18 protein-coding genes and 1 tRNA gene are annotated in these 19254 nt (G+C 55.2%); 13 read left to right on the top strand and 6 right to left on the bottom strand.

Annotation, left to right across the window (positions count from 1 at the left end; all coding sequences use genetic code 11):
• Nucleotides 1–137: 137 nt before the first annotated feature.
• Both ALB80_RS14785 and ALB80_RS14790 read left to right on the top strand, forming a co-directional pair.
• The gene (locus ALB80_RS14785; protein WP_050604851.1) at nt 138–824 is read left to right on the top strand and encodes a response regulator transcription factor; all 687 of its coding nucleotides are present in this window, start codon (nt 138–140) and stop codon (nt 822–824) included.
• Nucleotides 812–2395 (top strand): ATP-binding protein, encoded by a 1584-nt coding sequence (locus ALB80_RS14790; RefSeq protein WP_050604852.1) that lies wholly within the window; start codon nt 812–814, stop codon nt 2393–2395. The genes ALB80_RS14785 and ALB80_RS14790 overlap by 13 nt, the downstream gene beginning before the upstream one ends.
• Nucleotides 2396–2434: 39 nt before the next feature.
• Here the strand turns inward: ALB80_RS14790 and ALB80_RS14795 are convergent, their stop codons facing one another.
• On the bottom strand, nt 2435–3268 hold the full coding sequence (locus tag ALB80_RS14795) for a GyrI-like domain-containing protein (RefSeq protein ID WP_050604853.1): 834 nt from the start codon (nt 3266–3268) through the stop codon (nt 2435–2437).
• A gap of 121 nt (nt 3269–3389) precedes the next feature.
• Between ALB80_RS14795 and ALB80_RS14800 the strand changes: the two genes are divergently transcribed.
• Nucleotides 3390–4352, top strand: a complete 963-nt coding sequence (locus ALB80_RS14800) for an acetyl-CoA carboxylase carboxyltransferase subunit alpha (RefSeq protein ID WP_050604854.1) — start codon at nt 3390–3392, stop codon at nt 4350–4352.
• 3 nt (nt 4353–4355) lie between these two features.
• On the opposite strand, the gene ALB80_RS14805 is transcribed toward ALB80_RS14800, so the two are convergent.
• The 3 genes from ALB80_RS14805 to ALB80_RS14815 all read right to left on the bottom strand — a co-directional run bounded on the left by ALB80_RS14805 (nt 4356) and on the right by ALB80_RS14815 (nt 6973).
• Nucleotides 4356–5486 (bottom strand): lytic murein transglycosylase, encoded by a 1131-nt coding sequence (locus tag ALB80_RS14805; RefSeq protein WP_050604855.1) that lies wholly within the window; start codon nt 5484–5486, stop codon nt 4356–4358.
• A 113-nt stretch (nt 5487–5599) separates the two neighbouring features.
• Nucleotides 5600–6247 carry a GntR family transcriptional regulator gene (locus tag ALB80_RS14810; protein ID WP_050604856.1) on the bottom strand — a complete coding sequence of 216 codons (648 nt, stop codon included), beginning with the start codon at nt 6245–6247 and terminating at the stop codon, nt 5600–5602.
• 30 nt (nt 6248–6277) lie between these two features.
• Entirely contained in the window at nt 6278–6973 is a 696-nt protein-coding gene (locus tag ALB80_RS14815) for a M48 family metallopeptidase (protein ID WP_050604857.1), read from the bottom strand.
• Between the two features lie 100 nt (nt 6974–7073).
• Here ALB80_RS14815 and ALB80_RS14820 point away from each other — a divergent pair, with 100 nt between their 5' ends.
• The 7 genes from ALB80_RS14820 (at nt 7074) to ALB80_RS14850 (ending at nt 12872) form a co-directional block, all read left to right on the top strand.
• Entirely contained in the window at nt 7074–7400 is a 327-nt protein-coding gene (locus ALB80_RS14820) for a TIGR02300 family protein (RefSeq protein WP_050604858.1), read from the top strand.
• 143 nt (nt 7401–7543) lie between these two features.
• A tRNA-Ala gene (locus tag ALB80_RS14825) sits at nt 7544–7619 on the top strand.
• Between the two features lie 152 nt (nt 7620–7771).
• Nucleotides 7772–8989: an integrase arm-type DNA-binding domain-containing protein gene (locus ALB80_RS14830; protein ID WP_050604859.1), complete on the top strand. Its 1218-nt coding sequence runs from the start codon at nt 7772–7774 to the stop codon at nt 8987–8989.
• Complete coding sequence (locus ALB80_RS14835) at nt 8986–9525, top strand: hypothetical protein (protein ID WP_050604860.1); 540 nt, start codon at nt 8986–8988, stop codon at nt 9523–9525. Before ALB80_RS14830 ends, ALB80_RS14835 begins: the two co-directional genes overlap by 4 nt.
• An 85-nt stretch (nt 9526–9610) precedes the next feature.
• Nucleotides 9611–9919: a hypothetical protein gene (locus tag ALB80_RS14840; protein ID WP_050604861.1), complete on the top strand. Its 309-nt coding sequence runs from the start codon at nt 9611–9613 to the stop codon at nt 9917–9919.
• Nucleotides 9916–10185, top strand: coding sequence for a hypothetical protein (locus ALB80_RS14845; protein WP_050604862.1), 270 nt, complete (start codon nt 9916–9918; stop codon nt 10183–10185). The genes ALB80_RS14840 and ALB80_RS14845 overlap by 4 nt, the downstream gene beginning before the upstream one ends.
• Before the next feature lie 365 nt (nt 10186–10550).
• A complete protein-coding gene (locus ALB80_RS14850) occupies nt 10551–12872 on the top strand; it encodes a phage/plasmid primase, P4 family (RefSeq protein ID WP_172677900.1) in 2322 nt (773 codons plus the stop codon).
• A gap of 193 nt (nt 12873–13065) precedes the next feature.
• On the opposite strand, the gene ALB80_RS14855 is transcribed toward ALB80_RS14850, so the two are convergent.
• A complete protein-coding gene (locus tag ALB80_RS14855) occupies nt 13066–13446 on the bottom strand; it encodes a hypothetical protein (RefSeq protein ID WP_157054219.1) in 381 nt (126 codons plus the stop codon).
• Nucleotides 13447–14564: 1118 nt separating this feature from the next.
• On the opposite strand from ALB80_RS14855, the gene ALB80_RS14865 reads away from it, so the two are divergent.
• From ALB80_RS14865 to ALB80_RS14875, 3 genes are read left to right on the top strand one after another with little or no spacing between them, the layout of a single operon-like run.
• Nucleotides 14565–14837, top strand: coding sequence for a hypothetical protein (locus ALB80_RS14865; RefSeq protein WP_157054220.1), 273 nt, complete (start codon nt 14565–14567; stop codon nt 14835–14837).
• Between the two features lie 2 nt (nt 14838–14839).
• Entirely contained in the window at nt 14840–15991 is a 1152-nt protein-coding gene (locus ALB80_RS14870; RefSeq protein WP_050604867.1) for a hypothetical protein, read from the top strand.
• Complete coding sequence (locus tag ALB80_RS14875; RefSeq protein ID WP_083445318.1) at nt 15984–18392, top strand: lanthionine synthetase LanC family protein; 2409 nt, start codon at nt 15984–15986, stop codon at nt 18390–18392. Before ALB80_RS14870 ends, ALB80_RS14875 begins: the two co-directional genes overlap by 8 nt.
• A gap of 591 nt (nt 18393–18983) precedes the next feature.
• On the opposite strand, the gene ALB80_RS22425 is transcribed toward ALB80_RS14875, so the two are convergent.
• Nucleotides 18984–19254 (bottom strand): hypothetical protein (locus tag ALB80_RS22425; RefSeq protein WP_172677901.1); only part of this gene is annotated, 271 nt, incomplete at its 5' end.

Raw genomic sequence — 19254 nt, forward strand, 5'->3', positions numbered from 1 at the left:
GGATTGCTGGTGGCTGGACGATGAAATCAGATGGTACAGGCCGCAGGGCTGCAACCGAACCAACGCCTTACTTGACCATCCCGAGGACAGTGTGATCTGTGAACTGGAACCCTTTGCAAAGCCCGCGACAAACCACCATGACCCATCATATCCTGATTGCAGATGACGACGCCCGTATCCGCGACGTGGTGCGGTTTGCGCTGGAGGATTCAGGCTTTACAACCGCCGAAGCCGCGACCGGGCTGGAAGCGCTGAACCGGTTGCAGGGCAGCAAGGCCGATCTGGTGGTTCTGGATATCGGGATGCCGGATATGGACGGGTTGGAGACCTGCAAGGAACTGCGGCGCACATCGGATGTCCCGGTTCTTTTTCTGACCGCCCGCGATGACGAGATTGACCGTATCCTCGGATTTCAGCTTGGCGGGGATGATTATGTCACCAAGCCTTTCAGCCCGCGAGAGCTGGTTCTGCGCATCAAGGCGATCCTCGCCCGATCTGCCGCATCAGTACAGGCCCCGACATCGATCCGGTTTCAAGATGTCGCGCTGGACGAAAACGCCCATCGCTGCACATTGGCAGAGGTTGAAGTGCAACTGACCGGGATCGAGTTTTCCGTGCTGTCCGTCTTGGTGAAATCACCCGATCGGGTCTATTCGCGGTCGCACTTGATCGAGCTGGTCTATGGGCAAAACACCTATCTGTCCGGGCGCACGGTCGACAGTCATATTCGAAATATCCGCCAAAAGGCGCGCGCGTTGGGATACCCCGACCTCATCCAGACAGTGCATGGGGTCGGTGTGAAACTGGGCAAATGCCGGTGCTGAAGGTCCGGCAGAAATGGCGGCCCTCTTTGGCGCTGGTCATTGGCCTTGTTTGCCTGGCGCTTGTGACCCTGCCGATCGTCGGCGTATTGGGCGCGCGATTGTCGAGCAACCAGTTTGTTCGGGATACGGAACGGAGCCTTTTGGCGCAGGCAGCCCTATTGGCCGAAGTGTACGCCGCAGCTTTTGCCGAGCAGCAGACCGAACCCACCCTGGGCTACCCCCTGTCCGACGAACAGATCGCGCATCGCAGTCAGGTCTATCACCCCATTCCACCCCGGCTGGACTTGTTTCGTGGCCAGGTCTCGGATCCCAGACCCGATCCGGTTGCCGTAGATACGGGCATCGGCGCGCCCTACGAAAAGATCGCGCAGTCTTTGTCCGACCTGGCAACTTTGACCAAGAAGACCACGTTGACCGGCTATCTGTTGCTGGATCACGCAGGGCTGATCGTAGCCAGCAGCGGCGAAGGTGCTGGCTCGCTGGCCCATGTGCCCGAAGTTGCGCGTGCCTTGCAGGGGGAAACGGTTACCCTGCTGCGCTATCGTGCGGATCAGTCGAACCGGCATCTGCTGAACTCGATCAGCCGCGACACCTCATATCGGGTGTTTGTGGCGCATCCGGTGGTGGTGGCGGATCGGGTGATCGGAGCGGTTTACCTGTCCAGAACCCCGATGGACTTGGGCAAGTTCCTGTTTCAGGAGCGTTATACGCTAGGCTATGTGACGGTGTTCATGGTGCTGTCCGCCGCGCTGGTCGGTGGCCTGATGTGGCGGTTGATTTCCAAACCGATCCGCGACCTCAGTACGCAAAGTCGGGATGTTGCAAGTGGCCTCAAGCCCGTGCCCGACCCAGTTCCGCATTATGGTGTGCGCGAGCTTGCCGAGTTGGGCAACAGCGTCGTTTCGATGGCCTCGACCCTCTCGGACCGATCCACTGCGATCGAAACCTATACAAACCACGTCACGCATGAGCTGAAATCTCCGGTCACGGCGATCCTCGGCGCGGCAGAGCTTTTGGCGGACACCCCGCCCAACGCTCCCGCTGATCGGCAGCGCAAATTGGTGTCAAACATTCAGGCGGAAAGCCTGCGTATGACCACTTTGCTAGACCGCCTGCGGGATTTGGCCCGCGCCTCGATTCAGGCAGATGGATCACATACTTCGCTGGTCGACCTGATAACTGAGGCCGCACACGAGTTTCCGAGGCTGAACGTTGACCTTAAGGCACCTGAAGACATCGACCTGCCCTTGTCACAAGATCAGGGGCTGATCATGCTGCATCATCTACTGCAAAATGCGCAGCAGCATGGGGCCACTCGAGTGGATATCACGTTCGAGGAAAACCCCATCGCACTGCGCATCCAGGACAATGGCAGCGGTGTATCCAGCCGAAACAGTGAAAGAATTACCCAGCCGTTCTTTACAACACGGCGCGATGCCGGCGGCACCGGAATGGGTCTAGCCATCGTTGCCGCCGTGCTGGAACAGGCCGGAGCCCAGATACGCTGCCTGCCCTCGCAACAAGGTGCGCTGTTTCAGATCGATTGGTCCGAAGGTGTTCACGAGAGCTAGGGGCAGGACCCGAACGCGCCCTGCCCGGTTGGTTTGGGATCACTTCAAAGGCAAGCAAATCTCGGTCAGCAGATCCTCGGGCGCTGTTTCGCGCGGGTCATTGAGGTAAATTTCGTAACAAGGCTCATCTGCGGGCTCTTCATCCGACTCAGGAAGCCAGTTACCGAACAGGCTGTGATAGGCAGCCGCGATCCCGGAATACGGCCCCTTATACGTCAACACAGCCGTTTTCCCGCCCGGGATCGACAGTTCGTCCATGTCTTCAGGGGTCGTATCGCCTCGAAACTCAGCCCCGGCATAGCTGCGCAGTTGATCCTCGGGCAAGTCATCAGGGCTGTCGAGGTACAACGCCAGAACAGGCCCAACCTGCGGCCAAAGCCGGCGGGATTCGCACAGGGCACCAAACGCTTCAAAGCTTTTACCAATCTCGGAATAGGCCCCTTTGTGGGGTAGCGCGGCAACGCGGCGGGCGGGTTCTTTACGGATTGCAACGGGATGCATTGGGTATCCTCCGGTTTTGAAATCTGGATGAGCGGGTCGAAATTGACCCGCCTTGCGAAAGGCAGCGGGGGTGCTGCCATAAGCCTCGGAAAAGACGCGCGCAAAAGAACTTGGATTGGGATAACCGACAGACAGGGCGATATCAGAGATCGCCTTGTCTGACCGTACCAGCCATGTGGCCGCCTGGTGCAGACGTATGCGCCGAACCGCCTGGGCACAGGTTTCACCGGTCAGGGCGCGAAACACCCGGTGCCAGTGAAACCGGGACATGGCGGCCACGTCAGCCAAAGCATCCAGTGACAGGTCCCCGGCCGGGTTGTCGTGGATGTATGCCAAAACGCGCAGCACGCGGTCTTCGTAGCTGGTGGCCATTGGTGTCCTTCCTTCTCTTTGCTCAATCGTGGTCGCACATCCACAGCACACAAATCTTGCTGAGTTGCATCCCGGGCAACCTCAGGCCATATAGCAGGGAACTTCCGCGTTGAGAGGCGTCATGACCCAGTATCTGGATTTCGAAAAACCGCTGGCCGAGATTGAAGGCAAAGCTGAAGAGCTGCGTGCGCTGGCCCGCACCAACGAAGAGATGGATGTGGCCGAAGAAGCCGCCGCGTTGGATGCCAAAGCCTCCAAGCTGCTGGAAGAGCTTTACGCCGATCTGACTCCCTGGCGGAAATGCCAGGTGGCGCGTCATCCGGAACGTCCGCATTGCAACAATTACGTGGATGCTCTGTTCACCGAGTTCACGCCGCTGGCCGGAGATCGGAACTTTGCCGACGATCTGGCCGTAATCGGTGGCCTTGCGCGATTCAACGATCAGCCGGTAATGGTGATTGGGCACGAAAAAGGCTCCGATACGAAATCGCGGATCGAGCGCAACTTTGGCATGGCCCGCCCCGAAGGATATCGCAAGGCCGTCCGCCTGATGGAGATGGCCGGGCGTTTCGGTCTGCCCGTCATCACCCTGATCGATACAGCTGGGGCCTACCCCGGCAAAGGGGCCGAGGAACGTGGCCAGTCGGAAGCCATCGCGCGGTCGACCGAGATGTGCCTGAAGATCGGCGTGCCTTTGGTCTCGGTCATAATCGGTGAAGGTGGGTCCGGTGGCGCTGTGGCGTTTGCCACTGCAAACCGTGTCGCGATGCTGGAACATTCGGTCTATTCGGTGATCTCGCCGGAAGGCTGCGCGTCGATCCTTTGGAAAGATGCCGAAAAGATGCGTGAGGCGGCCGAGGCGCTGCGCCTGACCGCTCAAGACCTGCACAAGCTGGGTGTGTGCGACCGGATCATCTCCGAGCCCAAGGGCGGCGCACATCGCGACAGACCTGCGGCCGTGGAAGCCGTGCGTGCGGCCATTACGGACATGCTGAAAGAGCTGGACGGTAAGGATGCAGCGGCCCTGATTCAGGACCGCCGCCAGAAATTCCTGGATATAGGCTCGAAAGGGCTGGCGGCGTAACCGTCAGCCACCCAATCGGCGCAGCAAACCAACCGAAGGCTCACCGGTAACAGACAGGCCGTTGGCGCTTTGATAAGCGCTGATGGCAGAGGTGGTGTTCTTACCGATCACCCCATCCGCGCCTTTGGTGTCATAACCCGCTGACGTCAGACGGCGCTGCAACTCTTTCCGATCCTCCAGCGTCAGACCATTTGCGTCCGGCCCGAACGACGCCTGAAACGGTGCGCCACCCGCAATCCTGTCGGCCAGGTGACCCACGCCAATCGCGTAGCTGTCCGAGTTGTTGTAGCGCTTGATCACCTGAAAGTTTCGGAATACGGCAATACGCGGCCCTGGTGTCTGAGGCTGCAAAACGGCGACCGGTGAGCCCGAGACGGTTCCAGCCTCTCCGCCCCATGGCTGGCCCCGCACCCATCCCGCACGTGCGAGATACGACGCCGTAGAGGCCAGCGAGTCCGTCGGATCCTCGGACCAGATATCGCGCCGCCCGTCGCCGGTGAAATCCACAGCATAGGCGAGGTACGAGGTCGGGATGAACTGCGTATGCCCCATCGCCCCGGCCCAGCTGCCGGTCATGTTGGCAGGTGTAGTGTCGCCTTCTTGCAAGATACGCAGGGCCGCAACCAATTGCTTTTCGAAAAACGCACCGCGCCGCCCGTCATATGCTAGCGTCGATGTGGCTGAAACCACGGGTACATCCCCGCGCCGCGCGCCATAGCGGCTTTCCAGCCCCCAGATGGCCACGACAATTTCCTTGTCCACCCCATATTGCGCCTCGATCTGCGACAGGGTGCCGTTATATTGCCGTAGCATCTTCTGACCGGTTTCAATCCGCTCGTCCGAGGCGGCGATGGCAAGATAATCTTCGAGCGAGCGCTTGAACTCGACCTGGTTGCGGTCGCGTTCAATCACGTCTGGCAAGTACCCTGCCCCGCGAAAGGCCTGATCAAGGGTGGTCTGGGAAATCCCTTGCGATGTGGCGCGGGTCTTGAACCCGGCAACCCAGTTATCCCAGCCCGTGTTAGGAACTGCCCGCATTCGGGATGCAGGGGCGCTTGACGGAGCACTGCCGCCTGTACAGGCGGCCAATAACGTTGATCCAAGGCAAAAAGAAAAGGCACGGCGTGTAATCATGGTTGGGGTCTGCTCTTGTTTGTGATTTGGCCACAGCGTACCCCAGCAGAACCTCGCAGGCCAGTAGAGTGACGCCCGGGAAGAGCATCAATGCGATGTCGGCGGGAAGCCGCTCAGCTCACCAGCAAACGCAACCCTTGCGTGACATCCGAGCGTACCGCCAACCGCAAGCCGGGCTCGTCCCCGGCTTTGAGCGCAGCAATGATCAGCTTGTGGTAATGCGGTGGCTCGGTGCGCCGCAGACGCCCATAAAGCGCTCGCATCGTTGGCCCCAACTGCAACCATACAGTTTCGGCGATGGCCAGCATCGCAGGCGCTTGGGCACGCAGATACAAGGTGCGGTGAAACTCCAGATTTGACCGAATATAGCCAACCGCGTCTCGTTTAGTCACCATCTCGGCAACGGTCATATTGATGCTCTGCAGGCGGTCGATCAGCGCAATATGTGCGCGTGGCAAAGCCCGGCTTGCCAGCTCAACCTCCAGCAACGCACGCAGCGCCGCCAGCTCCTCGATCCGGTCATTGGTCAGCTCAGGGGTCGAGACCCGCCCCGAGCTTGACAGGAACAACGCCCCTTCAGCAGCCAAGCGGCGCACCGCCTCGCGCGCCGGTGTCATCGAGACACCGAATTCCTTACCGATGCCGCGCAGGGTTAGCGCCTGACCTGGCGCCATCTCTCCATGCATGATTCGAGATCGCAGAGCCCGGTACACCCGGTCATGCGTGGCAGTTTGGGTTTCAGAGGGGCGCGCGTTCATCATACGTTTTTGTGGTCACAAAATCGCGCAAGGTCAACTCGGCTCTGCGTCAAACCTGTAGCGATGCAGCTCGGCCCCGTTGTCGCGCAACCAGCGGCGGGGTTGCTGATACGGGCCAAAGATTTTCTCGACCTGGGCCCAGAAAGCAGGCGAGTGATTCATCTCGGCAAGATGCGCCACCTCATGCGCCGCCACATAATGCAACACCTCGGGCGGCGCCAGAATGAGGCGCCATGAAAACATCAACCCTCCGTGCGAACTGCACGAGCCCCAGCGGGACCGCGTATCGCGCAGGCTGAGCGTCGAATATGACCGCCCCAGCATAGCCGCATAGTCGTCACACGCACCGGTCAACCGGTCCCGTGCCAGTTCCTTGAGGAACCGGGCCAACCGCCGCGCTTCTGCCCCTTCGGGAACCGCAATTTCATCTGCCTGAAGCAAGACCCGCCGACCGTTTGCAGGCACGATTCGCCGGGCAACGCCTTCAATCGGGATCAGTTGGTCGAACTGCACTTGGGCCATGTCCGGCCGATCCTGCAGATGCTGCCGGATCCACTCTTCTTTGGTGCGCGCAAAGTTCAGGGCTTCGGTTTCCGGCACTCCAATCGGGTAAGTCAAGGTAACCCGGCCATCCAGCTGGGAAATTCGTAAACTGATACGCCGCGCCCGGGCCGATTTGCGCAACCTCAGTGGCACCGGCGGCGTCCCTGGCAATGCGTGCTCTCCCATATCGCGACATCTCCTGCGCAAAGACTTTGACAGTACCCGCCAGCTGTGGCACGTGGACTGAATCATTTAGACGACTCACCTGATATCAAGGGGAATTGACATGCCCAAGGAAGAATGGGGCTTAAAGCGCGTTTGCCCGACAACCGGTAAGCGGTTTTACGACCTGAACAAGGACCCGATCATCAGCCCCTACACTGGCGAGATCGTGGAGCTTGAAACATCCAAAAGCCGCATGATCGCAGCGGATGCAGAGGATGCAGCTTCGGTCAAGGCGCGTGAAAAAGCCTCGGAAGAAGAACTGGTTCTGGACGATGACGACAATGTCGAAGTCGAACTGGATGACGATCTGCTGGACGACGATGACGACAGCAGTGATGAAGTGTCTCTGGACGACATTACCGAAATGCCTTCGGAAGACGACAACTGATCAAGCAAAAGGCGGCCCTTAGGGCCGCCTTTTTCATTTGACCTGCAGGTCGGACGGAAATTCACGTTCAACTCCATTTTTGGACTTGCACTCGTCGCCACTGTCTCCTAAACGTCCGCTCACCGTATCGACGGTACCTTGATGGGGCCTTAGCTCAGTTGGGAGAGCGCTTGCATGGCATGCAAGAGGTCAGGGGTTCGACTCCCCTAGGCTCCACCATCTTTATCCTCACTTCGAATTCACTCGCAGTCATACGGCTTTGAAAGTAAGGCCTTTGACGTGCCAGTCTTTCTCACCCCCAAGGAAACTTGGGCTCTGCCAGAAGTCCCATTGTGGGGGTCTGTGTGGGGTTCGTCAGTGAGAAAGTATGCATGATGACCAAACTAACGGACAGACAAATCAAAGCTGCGAAGCCGGGCGATAAGAAGATCAAGCTGGCAGATGGCGGTGGCCTCGCTCTAATCGTTCACCCGAAAGGCAGCAAGACGTGGGTCTGGCGTTACAGGGTCGATGGCAAGCAGCGTGAGATGACCTTGGGCTCCTATCCCTCTGTCGGCCTCAAGGACGCGCGACAGCGCGTCGAGGTGCAGAGAAACCTGCTAGACACCAATATCACCCCCGACGTGGCGGAGATGCGCGCAGGGGTACAGGCTCGGTCAGGTCTGACGGACACCACCTTCGCCGGTGTCGCACGCGCATGGCTGGCAGAGGAGCGTCCACACTGGGCAGAGAAGACTTATGTCCGCGCCCGCAACCGGATCGAAAAGGATGCCATCCCTCTGTTGGGGACTGTAGTGGTCGCGGATATCACGGCAGTCGATATCAAGGCCGTTGCGCTCAAGATCGCGGATCGTGGATCGCACGAGACTGCACGCCGGGTCATTCGCATCCTGCGGCAGGTTCTAGGCTATGCTGAGGCCGAAGGCTTGATCTCTGTCGTGCCGGGAGCAAACGTGATCGACAGGTTCAAGCCCCAGCCGAAGAAGCACCACCCAGCCATCGTTGAGCCAGAGCGTCTGGCGCTGTTTCTGCAGTCGCTGGAGGCGTGGCCGCATCAGACCTTGGGCAAGCCTCTGGTTCAGATCATTGCGCATACAGGTCAGAGGGCCGGTGAAGTGCGCAAAATGCGCTGGGCGGACATCAACATGGGTGAGCGTGTATGGAATAACGCCGTCACCAAGACGGGCATTACGATTGCCATTCCCCTGACGGACCCGGTGATGGATATCTTGAATGAGATGTACAAGCTCAACGGCCACCGCGAATTCGTCTTTGCCAGCGAGAACGGCCCCGTGTCTGAACCGGCCACAATGAACATGATCCGCAAGATCGGATTTGATGGAGAGACCGACGCCCACGGGTTGCGGGCTACACTGCGCACATTGGTGACCGAGCGGCTCGGGTTCGAAGAGAAACTGGCAGAAGCGCAATTGAGCCACGCATCGAAGGAGCAGCATGGCCGCGCATACGACCGCACATCGTACCTCGCCCGGCGCCGAGTGATGATGGAGGCCTATTCGCAGTTTCTGGTTCAGTTGCAGGAGGCCCGTGCTAACGTCGTGCCGATGATTGCGGGAGCAAAGGTATGAGTGAGGCGGACAACCAGATGGAGGCAGATCGCGTGTTGTCGCTTCTCGAAGAACTGCGCACACGGATCAGGTCGCAGCCCGATCTGCCTGGTGATGTCGAATTGGCCGATGAGATTGTTGGCGTTCTGGATTTCTTCGGGGGAGTTGGAATTGAATTCCCGGCCCTGAAACGCACACTCAGGGAAGAAAATGAGCGCATCCACAAAAAGCGCGCCGGTGGCAATGCCGTATCGCCTGAGGAAATTGTCCTGCGTGCAAAGGTCGTCGCGTCGATCAATCATTTGATCAAGGCCGGTGCAAATGAAGATGACGCCCGCACCGATGTCGCTGGCTTCGCGGGAGTTGATCGCGCCAAGGCGGCGCGCTGGCACAAAGACAACCGGGATGTAGAGCCGCCAGACTTTTCCAACTCGGGAAGTGAGCCGGTCTATCTCGCCCGCATCGACTATCAGATCGGAAAATACAACCTGGAATTAGAGCGCAAACACAATTCCATAACACCCCTCGAAGCAGCCGCAGACCTGTTTAAGCCATAAAAATAAGCCTGGCGAACAAGGGTATCAGTTCGTCGGGTCAGTGTGTTCTAAAAACAATGCCAGTATCTTTTTCAGGAGGCTGGCAATGTCAGATCACATCGAAGCGCCCGTTCCGCACCGTCTCTATGATGAGCGGTACGTGGCGGCGCTGCTCGGTCTCAGCGATGACGAGTTCCATCTGTTGAACCACTGGCGCGAGTATCATCTCGGCCCGAAATTCATAAACCTCCCAACCGGACAGGTCCGGTATCTCGGTAGTGATATCGCCGACTACATCGAAGGCGGCTGCAACGATGATCCCCGTGATGTCTTTCGCAGCTACGAAGGCCTCGACGCCAAGAAGGCTGAGAAGCTGGGCCGGGAGGTTCTGGCTCAGACGGCGGAACCCGCATGAGTGTCGCCCGTATGCCCATCGCCCCAGACGCGTTCCCGAATACAGGCCTCTTCACCCTTAAGCAACTGTCCACCCACAGCGGTCATTTGGGCATGTTCCCCGGATCGCCAAGCACTTGGTTGCGTATGGTGGACAGCGGCGATGCGCCGGAACCCATACAGATTGGTCGCCAGCATTTCTGGCGCGCTGAACATGTCCGCGCAATTGCGGCGGGTATCGACTGGCGGCTGGTGAAGATCGACACGCCCGATCTGGCAGCGGAATAGGAATAGAGAAACCCCGCCGCACGGAGAGCGCAACGGGGCCAGTGATGATTGTCGCTCTCCCTAGACCAAGGAAAGGAACAAAGTATGCAGGCAAAATCTGCAGCATACCGGACCGAAACGCAGCGGTGGCGGGCATGAGGGGACCAATCAAAAATTTGACCGAGCGTCTCCGCATCGTCGAGGAATCACACGCGGACAAAATTCTCGCCGCCATTGGTGCCAAACCACAAACTGGAAAAAAGCATCAGCGCTGCCCGCTTCCTGACCATGAAGATAAGAACCCTTCATTTCGCTACGATGCAGACGCTAATCGTATTTTTTGCACGTGCGTGCCCGAAACAGGGGTTTCGCTGACCGATGCGCTAATGAAGGTACGAGGCCTTGCCGACTTCAACGCTGCTGTACGCGAGATTGAAGCCATAACTGGCGAAAGGGTTCTTGAAGGACGGCGGAAGCAGAAGCAATCGGAACCGGGAGAACAGGCGGCCTCGGAGAACCGTGAAGAGACTGATGAACAAGCCGTGCAGCGAGAAGCGGAGGAAAGAGCACGCTCCGACGCGGCATCTGATGAAAAGGCTGCTAAGATCGCATGGGTGCAGGAGCAGGTTGCGAAGACACGCCCCTTGGCCGGCTCACCCGGCGAAGAATACTTGCGCAACATCCGTGGATTGGTTGGGATCGATCTTGAACACGACGCTTTGCGATATGCTCCAGATTTCCAATGCAAACCGGGTGGTAAGAAAAGCCCGGCTCTCGTGGCGGTGGTTACGGATGACGATGGAAATATTGTTGGCATGCAGGGCACAATCCTGAACCACAATGGGCAACCGATACGCGACGAGAACGGCAAGAAGACCAAACTGAGCGCAGGCTACATCGGGGATGGTTCAGTTCGGATCAAAAACAAACTGGGTACAGGCACAATTGCGATCGCCGAAGGTATCGAAACCGGATTGACCCGGTTGTTTGCTGGGCCAGCAGAGATCAGGGTGTGCCTCGGGTCCATCCGCCCCGAAACGATAGGAGCAAACGCCGGTCGGATTGAGATCATTGCCGACAGCGACAAAGCGCAGGACTGCCGCCAGATCGCGCGTGAACTGGCGGCAGAAAACCCGAATGCACGGGTCCATGTCGTCACAGTACCGTCAAACCTTGGTGAAAAGGCCGATTTGAACGATCTGCTCCAGGATATGGGACGTCGGGCTGTTGCCGCCGCCGTGGATGATGCCGACCGCATCCACGCGCGGCAGCGAAGGTCCAACGTTGAGCAGCTGGTCCGTGGTAGCGACGAAGAGATTGCCGATCGTGTGCTGGAAAACCTAGAAGATCTCTTTGGTCGCATTGTCATCACTGAGGGCACAGTTTGGATTTACGATGGCAAGCTTTGGACTGTTCTCAACGACAATCGGCTTACGCGTGCCATCGCGCGCTTTGACGGTGCCACTTACCCTACGCCGTCCAACGGTATTGGCGAGGTCAAGATCACGTCAAGTAAGGCGCAGAGTGTCAAGTCGCTTCTCATGTCCAAACGCGATGACGATGGGTTTTTTGAAGGTGCGCCTGTTGGCATCACCTGTGAAAGCGGGTTCGTTGTGTTCGAACAAGACGTTGCAACAGGTGAATATGTCCCACGGCTCGAACCACATGCCCGCAAGCACCGGGCTCGGCATGCCGTACGTGGTGTATGGCCAGTGCAGGATGCTGAGAAGCGGCTTTTGGGAAGCGACGTGATGAAGCTGCTCACGGGTTTGTTCTCAGCAAAAACGACTTTGAGGCGGCTGCAGCACGAGGCACCAAACCTTGAGTTCGACTTGGACATGGCTGAACAAGACAAAAGCGCGCGGATTGAGCTGATCCTGCAGACAGCCGCCGCAGCGGCACTTGGTATCGGCACGCAAATGAAACACCCGCAGGCCCTTATTTGGATTGGGCCGGGCAGCGCAGGAAAAAGTACCACGCGCAAGGTCATCTCATCATTGATCTCAGCGGATGCACTTCAGTCGGTGCCGCCAGCCAAGATGGGACAAGACTACTTCGTCTCAGTTTTGCGCGGGTGCGCGCTGAACGTTGCGGAGGAGACGTCGGATCGTGATCTTTCAGGCGACGCGCTAAAAAAGGTCATCACCGGGGACATCTGTCATGCCCGGCTGCCGTACGGCATACCGTTCTATTTCAGTCCCAAGGCGCAGCATGTGTTCATCTGCAATGAGCTGCCGGCATTTAGCGGGGGGATCGACAGCGGCGTTGAGCGCCGCTTCAAGGTCCTGGTCTTCGACAAAGCGTATTCCGAAGAGCAAGCCGACGAGGGATTGGCAGATCGCATAATCGAACACGAGGCGGATCTTCTACTTCATCTTGTCGTGGTTGCGGCTGCGGAACTTTTGACCACGCGGCGCATGGCGGATCCCATGACATCACGCATAGCCAAGGAGGCGTGGATGAGGGATGCGGACCGGGTTCGTGCGTGGGCGGCAGAGAGACTATCCATCAAGGCAAACAACGTCGTCACTGTTGCTGATCTGTATTCGAATTTCCGTCAGTGGTGTGCCGCAGAAGGTGTACCGGACAGCCGAATTCCTGCGCGCAACAGCTTCGCTCGGCGCTTGCGTCATGTAGAGCCACGTCTCGTTCCAGGACCCAATAGCAAAGGCGCTCGGTTCGAAAATGCTATCCTCAAGACGGCCTGATTTAAAGTGGGACAGCTTGTAACGAGGCCAAACGAGCTAGGCCGGCCATTTCGTTGTGGGTGGACATGCAATAAAACCTCCCAACTTCCCTGTCGGGCGTTTGGTTGGGAGGTTGGGATGTTTTGTGTCTCGTCCGTCTGTATATTTTCTGTTGTTCACATCAAGCATAATGCTGCTTTTTAACGCCCGACGTTCATTGCAGCGCCGCGGTGCGACCCCGCGAGGACCTCCGTGTTTCGTCCAGCGCCTGACGCATTGCTGCCAAACCAGCCCGCTCGACATACTGGTCCATCGGGTCGAGTTCATCCCAAGTGCGAGATGCGGCAGCAGGCCAGAACTGCGGATGACTGTGCCGCATTTGGCTGAGCCGCCATTCATGGTGGCAGAGTTGCGGTGTCATAGCTTCAGGATCGCTCAGGAAGCGCGCAGCGACACCACAGCAGGCCTGCCACTGCCGGTCATGCACAATCGGGCTTTCCTCGCCGCTCGTTGCTGTTTGGGCTTCACAGTAGGCCATGGCGATCAGGACGATGTGCCTTGCTGCAGCAGCTTCAAGTTGGATATCTTGATCCAAGTGATTTCTCCTATTCATCATGTTGATGCGCATCCCGTTGGCTGTTGCCACCGGCGACCACCCCAGGGCGGGGTTGGTGATCACGATTTTCGTGACGCTCTGGATGCTGTTGGTTTCGCCCTGCCTTAGGCTCATCAGTGGATCGGCGCTAGACCCAGACCATTCGCACCGGTCGCAAGCATATCTCGGGCGGTCCATACCCCGGCGGTCTTCCGCGACTTACGGGCAAAGCTCGGTAGACGAGCGTCATCATGTTTGGGGGAATTGCGGGCTGTCCGCTCACGATTGATATGTAATCGCTAAGTCTGTCAGCTTCAAGGAGCGGGCGGCGTAGCGCGGACAAAACAAAAAGCGGCTACGTCATTTAGAAAGAACAACGTCTGCTTCGCGCTCAAAATCAGCCGCTCATGCCAAGTGCAGCGAATGACTGTTCTGAGCCTAACCTGTTCCTTAGGCAGGCCGTAGCGAACGTCTGGTTTTCTAGGCCTCTCAAAACTTGATGGACTTCGGTCCTAACGAGACACCAGATATAGAGAGACAGTTCTGAGAGAGGTCGACATCGTTTTTCTTCAGCTCGCCGCGCATTCCAACTCGCCTCTTAGAAACGTTCATTTTCAAGGACAGGCGAGCTAAATCGTCCTTATGAAGCCTCGAATACGGGAATTGCATGTCATCTCAGGCTTTAGGCTCTGCGAGACCAACCACGGTCGCTAGTATCAGTTAAGTCTTCTGAGTAGCATGCCAGATGTTGAAAGGCTTCTTGGGAGCGAGGCTATGATACAAGCTGATGCCGAGAGGCGTTGAAAGACAAACGGATGAACGCCAGCACTCCCGGTTGAAAAAAGCGCTTGTCGGCCATTAGATGGGACAAGCGCCAATACAAAATGCAAAACTAGGCCTAGACCTTGCTTGGAATTCCTGTGGCCTCGCGGGCGCGAGGCAGCCCGACACGTCAAATGCAAAAAAGAGTTGTCTCTGCCTTCGCTCTCGCCGCAACTGTAATTTTCTGGCTGTAAACAACAACGAGTTCAGACCCCAAAAAAATGCTACTAGCATTTTTTCCCGTCTTTCGTATCATCAGCTCATTATTCAGATGCAAAATTTATGGAGTGGGAAAATTGAAGTACGCAACCGTGAAATTAACCCTAAATGTAGAAGACGAGGCTGGTGCGGTGGGTCGCTGCAACTCTGGTGGCTCCTACATTTGTCCAGGCGTCGTAACCTGTCCTGGATGTTTTGCCCCAGATGAATCTGCCCGCTACACGTGCGTTGGCACATCGTGTGCGATACGCGGAGATGTTTTTCAAATTGAGACCAAGATAAAAGAAGAACAATTAGAGAAGCTCACCGAAGAACTGGAGAAACTTCTTGTAAAACAACTCATTGGTTGACTATGAAAGACGTAGATGCGGCTGCCCACCACATCACGCTCAAGTCAATATTTGGCCAAACCATACGGTCCAATCCGTCGTTACGCTTAGAAAACAATGATGCGTCTTCGAGCCAATCCAGCAGGCGGACCAATGGAGGAAATGGTCGCATCGTTTGGAAGGCGATTGATATCGAGGGCCACAAGGCCCATTTGGTCGACGGGGACGTAGCCAGAACTTTGAGAATTCTGGAGCTTCCGAGAACATTTTGCTTGGGTGATCCGCTTCTGTCTGTTTGCCCGCCACGACGGCAACTGTACGCAATGGTTTTGGATGGATTGCTACAAATCCAAGATGCGAATAATACGTTCCAAACGGGGGTAAAGGCAATAAATTGCTTAGTAGCAAGGAACAACCTTGCTAGGGTTGTGCTCAATCAACGACTCCAAAAGATATCAAGGCAAGCGATTATTCACGCTTTCCGTTGTCGCAATTTGGGCGCTGCTAGGATATTTGACGAACTATATCGCTATAATTCCAGCCCTGCCGGTAATACTCTCAAAGAATGCGCTGCCAAAAATGATATGACCGATTGGTTACTTCAACATAGCAATGGAGTGGATCTAAAAGTTCTGAAAAAGTTAGATTTGAAAGATAGATGGGTCAGATGGTTGCCCATTAGTGAAGGGTACAAATGCCGAATTGCAGAAAAAATTTACGTGAGCCCTCAAATTGAGTTCGTACCGGAAGTTATAAGACAAGTCGTTAAAACTGCCGATCAAATTATGGTCCCCGCTCTAAAAGTCGGTCGTACTTTCGCAGATCTTAATCGCCCAGATAAGATCGTTGTATATACCTCTGACCATAAGCAAACTGAAACGTTTATCGGAGAGATAGAGCAGAAATTTCAGAAGGTGACGCCTCAAGGTGTCCCATTTTCAGTTTCGGCGAAAAAAGATGGCCTCATCTCTTGGAGCTCAGAGATTGAGCAATCAGATTCAGCAATAAGGTCAGGCCAGCGCAGTTGGCGTTCGTATATTTGCACGATTATTGCCAACTTGATTGGCGAACTTGGTCAAACAAACACAGATTTGGCCACTGGCCTCGATCATGTTCTGGCGCGGCTATATATTGGCCGCTGCTGTCCACTTACCTGGGCCCCGCTAAATGACTAAAAATACTAAAGTTATCCGATATATTTTAAACAGTAAGGCATCCATTGTGCATGTCGATTCGCTTCCCCCAGATATACAACGGAAGCTTGACACAGACAGTGGTCAATATATCGCGTCTTTAACAGGAAGTCGTTGGACCTCTCAACAGCTTCCAGAAAATTTGGCAAATCTTCTAGAGAAGTTCAGAATTCCTTCGACGATTCCAGAAGCCATAGTGAGGCACGTTCAAGACTTCCCTGGAGACGCTAAAACGATCTTAGCTGACAGCTACGATGCTATGAAATCCTTCATAGATACCGGCTACTTGGTCAATTCCGAGAAACTAGCATTGGTGGAGAGGGTCAATCACCTTAAGCCGGGCGACAAATACAAACACCTGACCGTAGTTCGCCCCTTAAAGACTACTAATGACACCGAAGTCTATGAGCTAGCGTCAAATGAGGGCATGCGCTTTGCTCTGAAAGTGACTCTAAAAGAAAGTGACTTCACTCATGTCTGGGATTCGAAAAAGGAAGTGGAAATATTAAGATTTCTTACCAGCAAAGGAGTTGATTTCGTTCCCAAGGTTTTAGATTTTTCCAGCGAAAAAAACATCTCCTTTACTCTACTTAGTTGGGTTAACGGCATTGAATTTGGAAGGCTATCTGAGTATGACGAATTGTCATTTCCGGAAAGAGCGCAAATCGTAGAGAAGTCCCTTGAGTGCATGTCCCGCATTCACAACCTAGGCGTTTTGCATGGGGACATTAATCCGGGTAACTTTCTTGTCGATGACTCGCTGAACGTTTCGATTTTGGATTTTGGTGCCGCCTCGGCTGAGTTTGCTCCGCAACGCGGCAACAGAGTAGGAGTTTTTGATCACTACGAGCCTGAGTATGCGTGTGCCGTGAAGACATCTGGAACCGGTGTGGAAAGCACAAGCCTTGGTGAACAGTATTCAATGGCAACTCTTGCATTTCTTGTAATTACTGGTCGCCACTATCTCAACCTTTCGCTTGAACGGGAAAAAGCCCTAGTCCAAATAGTCGGCGAGGCGCCTCGCCGTCTATCAGAATTCGAAATCCACTGGCCAATGGTAGAGGATTGCCTGAACAAGGCGTTGGAAAAAGATCCATCTGATCGATTTTCCAGCATGAAAGATTTCTGTAACGCATTCGCCGTCAGCGCTAGACAAAAACAATCGAAAACTTTGCCGAAGCCATTTGCACGGACCGAAACGGAACATTCTTCATGGACGCAAAACGAGAAGCTATCAGATTCAGGTGTTGAAGGGACAACAGACTTGTCGTCCGATATCCTAGAAAATGACAGCTGTTTCGCAGGTCTTTCTATGATGAATGGTGCCGCTGGTGCGGCATATATTTCCTTGCAATGTGCCGTCGCTAATCGCAGCGCGAAAATGTTGAGCGGGTCCAATTTCTGGATCAGTAAAATGTCAGAAGATTGGCCAATGAAATCTGAGCCTGCAACGGCTACGAAAGTTCCCGAAGATATTTGGGATCTTTCTCTCTTTCATGGCAGGGCGGGACATTCATTTGTACGAACTATTCATGCGTACTGCTGGTCAAATTTCTCACTAGCATTGGATGAACTCAACGAATTCGAAGCTTATGCTACTAGTTTTCTAGACAACATGTCTCAACCAAGAGATCAGCGCAACATATGGACCCTAGATACATACAATGGTGGGCCAGGTATTCTGCTTGGAGCCGCATTTCTGAAATCTCTTTTAGGGCCAATCCTATTAGAGCAAGGCGATGTCTCGTTCGACCACTTCGACGCCGTCGCTGAGAGAATTCTCAATGATCTAACTGACACTGAGGACAAAATACTTTATTTGGGTTTTGCTCATGGAAGAGCAGGTATTTTGTTCAGTCTGTTGCGGTGGTACGAAGTTAAGGGAACTGGGGTTCCTCGTTCACTCGTTGCGATGTTGGACAAGCATATAACGCTCTCTGAAACCTTCGAGGATATGGCCTATTGGCCAATTACCACAGATCCAGATGAGGACAGATTCTGGTCAGGTCTATGTAATGGTGCATCGGGACATCTCCTACTTTACTCGCTTGCATACTCAATGCTGGGTAGCGATGATTACTTCTCTGTCGCTGAGAAATCTGCAAACTTCGTTTTGAAGAATGGTGGTCAATCTGGAATCTCCTTGTGCTGCGGGATGGTGGGCGAAGCATTTGCATTGATGCATTGGGCAAGGCGATCTAATTCGCGTTCTTGGCAATTGCGGAGTGAAAATTTGATACGCCGGTCGATATTGGATCGGCACGAGTTCTCGAATGATCTGGGTTTGCTGAACGGCCTCGGCGGTGTGGCCTTAGCATCGAGTGGGATTCAAAATCCGTCCGGCCCAATTTTTCCTATTTTGGAAGACTGGCGAACCAATTAGATTTTTGAAAATTGAAAATGCGCTGGTTGACAGGCCTTATCCAGATCAAAGGAATGTACTCGTCCTTCGTACTTTCGTTAAATTTTTCGGTACCGGCATGCTCTCGCGATTGAGCGACCTTCCATAGGGAATTGATTCAAAAAATAATAGTGAATTCGAAATCCCAAGGCGAAGCTCAATCAACAAGGATTGCTTCACCACCATCGTAGCTCATTGACCCCATTCGAACGTGCTCGGCCCACCGTGGTAGGCTAAACCCCAAAAAATTGTTGTGGTCACGACGGTTTGTTGGCGACCTCAACGTAATTCTACTTCCGCAACACGGACATTGGTCAATTGGCGGCTTTGTCCGCAAAGCGGTCATCGGCTCGTTCTGATCGGACGTCCGACTTGATCAGAAGCGGCCATTGAGTGTTTTAAACTGCAGTTTGAGATGCGCGCGATCGGTTTCTATGATGGCAAAGACAGTAAAGTGCGCTGGTTGGCAGGGTGCCGATGCCTGGTGCGGGAGGGCTGGATGGAGACTTCACCATGTCCAGTATTCAGCTTCAAATAGTCAGACCGTCTCAGCCGCCGTGGAACAAGAACCGACTAATTGGTCAGAAACGTCCACTCCTGCCTAGACAGGTTTGGGCAATTCGTGCGCGGCTCGAACTCGCCGGGAACCCGCGCAACCTTGTGCTGTTCAATCTTGCTATCGACATCAAACTTCGCGGTTGTGATCTTGTTCGCCTGAAAGTGGCGGATCTGGTCGTTGCCGGAGCAGTTCGAGACCGCGTATCGATCGTCCAGAGCAAGACAGGCAGGCCAGTTCAGTTCGAAGTGTCCGAGAACACGCGAAGATCGATTTTTGAGTGGGTCA

This window comes from Ruegeria sp. 6PALISEP08 (assembly GCF_001238295.1).
Classification (GTDB): Bacteria; Pseudomonadota; Alphaproteobacteria; order Rhodobacterales; family Rhodobacteraceae; genus Ruegeria.